The sequence below is a fragment of the Terriglobales bacterium genome, from assembly GCA_035457425.1.
Lineage (GTDB): Bacteria > Acidobacteriota > Terriglobia > Terriglobales > Acidobacteriaceae > JACPNR01.
This window is the reverse complement of sequence record DATIBR010000011.1, coordinates 1-5,098: the sequence shown is the minus strand read 5'-3', so window position 1 is coordinate 5,098 and position 5,098 is coordinate 1. Positions and strand designations below refer to the sequence as shown.

The following is a 5,098-nucleotide window of genomic DNA, read 5'->3' as shown; positions in this document are numbered from 1 at the left end:
GTCCACGATGCCAAGAGCGAGCTCAGCGCGGTCGGCGTGGCAGGCCCGCAAGCCCCGGAAGTCTTGAAGAGACTCGGCCTCATCATCCCGTCCGAGACCCTCGCCATCTGCGATCAGCCGTGGCAAGGCGAGGATGTTTCGACGATCCGCATGGACGCCCGGGCCGCCGCATTCGAGATCTGGCTCTCGCCCGCGCAGGCGCCCGCGTCATGGAAGAGCGCGCTCGCCGCCGGCGCCACGCCTGTCGGCTTCGAGACGCGCGAGCTCGCGCGCGTCGCCGCCGGCATCCCCCGCTTCGGCGTCGACATCCGCGAGAAGGACCTGCCGCAAGAGACCGCGCAGGACCGCGCGCTCAACTTCAACAAGGGCTGTTACCTCGGCCAGGAGATCGTGGAGCGCATCCACGCGCGCGGCGCCGTCCACCGCTCGCTCACCGGTTTCGAGATCGAGCAAGGTGCGCCCGCGCCGGGCGTCAAGGTCACCGCCGCCGGCAGGGAGGTCGGCCAGCTCACCAGCGTCGCGCAGTTGCCCAACGGCCGCCGCACCCTTGCGCTCGGATACCTCCGCCGCGAAGCCGCCAAGCCCGGCACGGAAGTCGAGATCGAAGGAGCAAGAGCCAAGGTAAGCACTCTGCCGTTCAAGGATTGAGTCACTGGTTCACTGGTTCACTGGTTCACTGGCTCACTGGTGCATTGAGGGCGCGTTGGGTTTTCAATGAACCAGTGAACCAGTCAACAAGTCAAAAACGGATAAACGATGGCCGAAAAAGATAAATCGGATTTCGTAGTCAGCGATCGCCGCAAGTTCACCGCCGAGGGCGAGCTTCGCCCCGACGCCCCGATGGAAAAAGAAGAACCGCCGGCGCCGCCGCCTGTCGAACCGAAGGCCGCGGAGCAGCAGACCGCGCCGCCCGCGCCAGACGCCGCCGCCGCCGGGGAGCCCGGCGAGCCCCAGATGCCGCCTCCGCCCACCGACGAAGAGGCCGCCGCGCAGAAGTCCGCCTACGAGGAGTCGAACCGCCAGCTCAACGACCAGCTCAAGGAGCGCATGGGCGGCCGCGACATGAAGCAGTTCGAGATGACCTTCGAGCGCTTCGTCGCCTCGCTCTACATGACCGCGCTCCTGCAGCTCGGCATGGCCGCGCCCGAGGGCGAGCAGCCGCGCGTCGACATCATGGGCGCGCGCCAGTCCATCGACACCATCGCGCTCCTCCAGGAGAAGACCAAGGGCAATCTCACCGACAGCGAGAAGAACATGCTGCAGCAGGCGCTCTACGAGCTGCGCATGGCTTGGCTGGAGGTGATGAACGCCATCAACCGCGCCTCCACCCAAGCTCCCGGCGCGGGCGGCCCCACGGTCCCCAGCGGTCCTGGACCGACGCGCATCAAATGAAAGCCCTTCTCACCGTGCTCGGCAGTGGCACGTCGATGGGCGTGCCGACCATCGGCTGCGACTGCCGCGTCTGCACCTCGCCCGACCCGCACGACCGCCGCACCCGGCCCTCGGTGCTGCTGGAATTCGCCGATCGCCATGTCCTCATCGACACCACACCCGACTTCCGCTGGCAGGCCATCCGCGCCGGCATCCGCAAGCTCGACGCCGTCCTCTACACCCACGGCCACGCCGACCACATCCTCGGCCTCGACGACCTCCGCCCCCTCAGCTTCCGCCACCCCGGTCGCCTGCCGCTCTACGCCAGCGCGGAGGCCGCCCGCACCCTGCGCCGCATCTTCGCCTACGTCTTCGACGAGCAGAACGCCTACCCCAGCAAGGCCCAGGTGGATCTCCACCACTTCAACGGTGAGTTCCAGCTGTTCGGCGTGGACTTCCGGCCGGTGGAGGTGATGCACGGCGACGAGCCCATCCACGGTTTCCGCTTCGGCTCCGCCGCCTACCTCACCGACTTCAGCGACATCCCCGCGGCCTCCAGGCAGCAGCTCCGCGGCCTCGACGTGCTGTTCCTCGACGCGCTGCGCCACACGCCTCACCCCACGCATTCGACCGTCGAGAACTCGCTCAAGCTGGTCGAGGAGCTCGCGCCCAAGCGCGCCTTCTTCACCCACATCTCGCACGACCTGCCGCACGCCGAGACCAACGCTTCCCTGCCGCCGCACGTCCGCCTGGCCCACGACGGCTTGAGATTGGAGTTCGAGATATGAATTCACCACGGAGACACGGAGACACGGAGGGTTTGGAGCGGGCCGGCCGATCCGCGTTCATCCGCGTTCATCCGCGGTAAGCCTTTATGCAGGTCTTCCACAAACTCGAAGACGTTCCCGCCGGCTTCGGCCCGACCGTGCTCTCGGTCGGCAACTTCGACGGCGTCCACCGCGCCCACCAGCTCGTCATCAAGAAGCTGGCCGCGCGCGCGCAGAAGCTCGGCGCCAAGGCGATGGCCGTCACCTTCGAGCCGCACCCCACCCGCATCCTCCGCCCCGACGTCGCTCCCAAGCTGCTCACGCTGTTGCCGGAAAAACTCAACCTGCTCGAGCAGACCGGCCTCGACGCCATCCTCGTCCTCCCCTTCACCCGCGACCTCTCGCTCACGCCGCCGCGCGACTTCGCCATTGAGATCCTGGGGAAGCGCCTGAAAGCTAAAGAGATACATGAAGGCGCGAACTTCCACTTCGGGCACCAGGCCGAGGGCAACGTCGCGAAGCTCAAGGAGTTCGGCATGGCCGCCGGCTTCGACGTCGTCGTCTACCCCGAGCTCTTCTTCGGCCCCGACAGAGTCTCCAGCTCGCGCATCCGCGAGCTGCTGCGCCAGGGCAATGTCGCGCGCGCCCGCCGCCTCCTCGGCCGCGCCTTCAGCATCGTGTCCACTCCGGGTCGCGGCCGCGGTTACGGCCAGAAGTACACCGTGCCGACCATCAACCTCGCGCGCTACGACGAGCTCGTCCCGGCCGACGGCGTCTACATCACCCGCACCAAAGTGGGCGACGAGCTGTTCGACTCCGTCACCAACGTCGGCAACCGCCCGACGTTCGGCGTCGACTCCTTCGCCATCGAGTCCCATCTGCTGAACTTCCATCCCGTCGACGTCCTGGCGCAGACCCGCGTCGAGCTCTGCTTCCTCCATCGGCTGCGCGACGAGGTCAAGTTCCCGTCGGTCGACGCCCTGCGCGAGCAGATCGCGCGCGACGTCAAGCGCGCCCGCCGCTACTTCCGCCTGCTCGCTTTGAAGACGCTCTCCGACTAATGTCATCCTGAGCGCGCCGTGGCGCGCGAAGGATCTCACCGCCGACGCTCTCCCGTGAGCCGCTATAATCCGCCCTTCATGTCGACCGCCGCTCCGAGCCTGCTCACCGCGACACGCGACCAGCGCCGCACCCTCATCGCCGCCGCGCTCGGCTGGATGCTCGACGCCTTCGACGTCATGCTCTACTCGCTCGTCCTCGTCCACGTCATGCGCGACCTCGGCATGACGCAGAAAGAGGCCGGGCTGCTCAACACCCTCACGCTCGTCGCCTCCGGCATCGGCGGCCTGCTCTTCGGGTTCCTCGCCGACCGCATCGGACGCAAGCGCGCTCTCATGCTCAGCATCCTTACCTACTCGGTCTGCTCGTTCGCCTCCGGGCTTTCGACCTCGGTGCTGATGCTCGCCGTCTTCCGCTTCATCCTCGGGCTCGGCATGGGCGGCGAGTGGAACACCGGCGCTACGCTCGTCGCCGAGACCTGGCCCACCTCGCTGCGCGCCAAGGCCATCGCCATCGTGCAGAGCTCGTGGGCGATCGGCTTCGCCTTCGCCGCGCTCGTGGTGTGGCTGGTGATGCTGAAGTTCCAGTGGCGCGCGGTCTTCTTCGTCGGCGTGCTGCCCGCGCTCGTCATCCTCTGGATCCGCCGCGGCGTCCCCGAGTCGCAGATGTGGGAAGAGCAGCGCGCCTCCGGAACGCTCGCGCAGGCCACGCCCGAGGTCACCTTCGGCCAGCTCTTCGGCGGCGACTACGCGCCCCGCACCATCGCGCTCCTGCTGCTCAATTTTTTCGGGATGTTCGGCTGGTGGGGCCTGTTCACCTGGGTGCCCGCCTACTTCACGCTCGCGCCCGACCGCGGCGGCCTCGGCTTTTCCGACGGCCAGAAGACCGTGCTGCTGGTCATCCTGAACCTCACCGGCATGCTGCCCGGCTACGCCAGTTTCGGCTGGGTCGCCGACTGGATCGGCCGCCGCAAGAGCTTCATCCTCTATACCTTCATGGCCGCGCTGCTGGTGCCGCTCTACGCCTGGGCGCACAACTTCTGGCTGCTGCTGCTGCTCGGCACGCCCATCGCCTTCTTCGGCACCGGATTCTTCTCCGGCTCCGGCATCATCGGCAGCGAGATGTTCCCCACCTCCGTCCGCGCGCGCGCGCTCGGCTTCACCTACAACGGCGCGCGCACCCTCAGCTCCATCTCGCCCTTCGTCATCGGACTCATCGCCGACCCGGTGCAGAAGGGCGGCCTGGGCTACGGCGTCCGCGGCGGCTTCCTGCTCTGCGCGGTCTCGTTCCTGATGGCTTCCCTGGTGGCAACACAGTTGCCGGAAACGAAGGGCAAGCAACTCGACTGACATCTTGTGCAGGTAGGCGCAGGCGACTCGCCGGCGCCCGGCCACCGTGGACTGTGGACCGTGGACTGTGGACTAATCGTCTGGCGTGAGCTTCTGCACCGGCGCCGCCGAGAGCTGCACGATCACCGTCGCGGCCAGCACCACCAGCATGCCGGCGATCTGCAGCGGCGTCACCACCTCTTTCGCGAACGCCCACGCGAACCCGATGGCGAACACCGGCTCCAGGCAGCTCGTCACGATCGCCCGCGTCGCGTCCAGGTGCTGCAAGCCGGAGAAGTAGAGCGAGAACGGCACCAGCATCGAGGCGCACGCGAACACCACCAGGAACACCCACTGCGACGCGGTGTAATGCGCCGCCCAGACCTTCCACGGCGGGTTCACCACGAGCCAGAACAGCGCCGCGCCGCCCAGCGCGTACAGCACCACGAACCAGCGGTCGAAACGCTCCACTAGCGCCCGTCCCGCGACGTTGTAGAACGAGAAGGTCGCGGCCGCGAGCAGCGCCGCCGCCAAGATCGGAAGAGCACACGTCTGAACTCCAGTCACGTCGCA

The 5,098-nt window shown here is 67.5% G+C and carries 6 protein-coding genes; 5 read left to right on the top strand and 1 reads right to left on the bottom strand.

The window, feature by feature from the left end; genetic code table 11:
* From VLA96_01060 to VLA96_01040, 5 genes are all read left to right on the top strand, one after another.
* A partial coding sequence (locus VLA96_01060) for a glycine cleavage T C-terminal barrel domain-containing protein (GenBank protein ID HSE47775.1) occupies positions 1–648 on the top strand: 648 nt, incomplete at its 5' end.
* Between the two features lie 108 nt (positions 649–756).
* Complete coding sequence (locus tag VLA96_01055; protein ID HSE47774.1) at positions 757–1,392, top strand: DUF1844 domain-containing protein; 636 nt, start codon at positions 757–759, stop codon at positions 1,390–1,392.
* Complete coding sequence (locus VLA96_01050; GenBank protein HSE47773.1) at positions 1,389–2,159, top strand: MBL fold metallo-hydrolase; 771 nt, start codon at positions 1,389–1,391, stop codon at positions 2,157–2,159. The genes VLA96_01055 and VLA96_01050 overlap by 4 nt, the downstream gene beginning before the upstream one ends.
* Before the next feature lie 86 nt (positions 2,160–2,245).
* Positions 2,246–3,199, top strand: coding sequence for a bifunctional riboflavin kinase/FAD synthetase (locus VLA96_01045; protein ID HSE47772.1), 954 nt, complete (start codon positions 2,246–2,248; stop codon positions 3,197–3,199).
* 78 nt (positions 3,200–3,277) lie between these two features.
* Entirely contained in the window at positions 3,278–4,546 is a 1,269-nt protein-coding gene (locus VLA96_01040; GenBank protein ID HSE47771.1) for an MFS transporter, read from the top strand.
* A 72-nt stretch (positions 4,547–4,618) separates the two neighbouring features.
* Here the strand turns inward: VLA96_01040 and VLA96_01035 are convergent.
* A partial coding sequence (locus tag VLA96_01035; protein ID HSE47770.1) for a DMT family transporter occupies positions 4,619–5,098 on the bottom strand: 480 nt, incomplete at its 5' end.

Excerpts from the sequence above, each read along its gene's own strand:
- VLA96_01045 (HSE47772.1), top strand. The coding sequence starts at position 2,246 with ATGCAGGTCTTCCACAAACTCGAAGACGTTCCCGCCGGCTTCGGCCCG.
- VLA96_01055 (HSE47774.1), top strand. The coding sequence starts at position 757 with ATGGCCGAAAAAGATAAATCGGATTTCGTAGTCAGCGATCGCCGCAAG.
- VLA96_01040 (HSE47771.1), top strand. The coding sequence starts at position 3,278 with ATGTCGACCGCCGCTCCGAGCCTGCTCACCGCGACACGCGACCAGCGC.
- VLA96_01050 (HSE47773.1), top strand. The coding sequence starts at position 1,389 with ATGAAAGCCCTTCTCACCGTGCTCGGCAGTGGCACGTCGATGGGCGTG.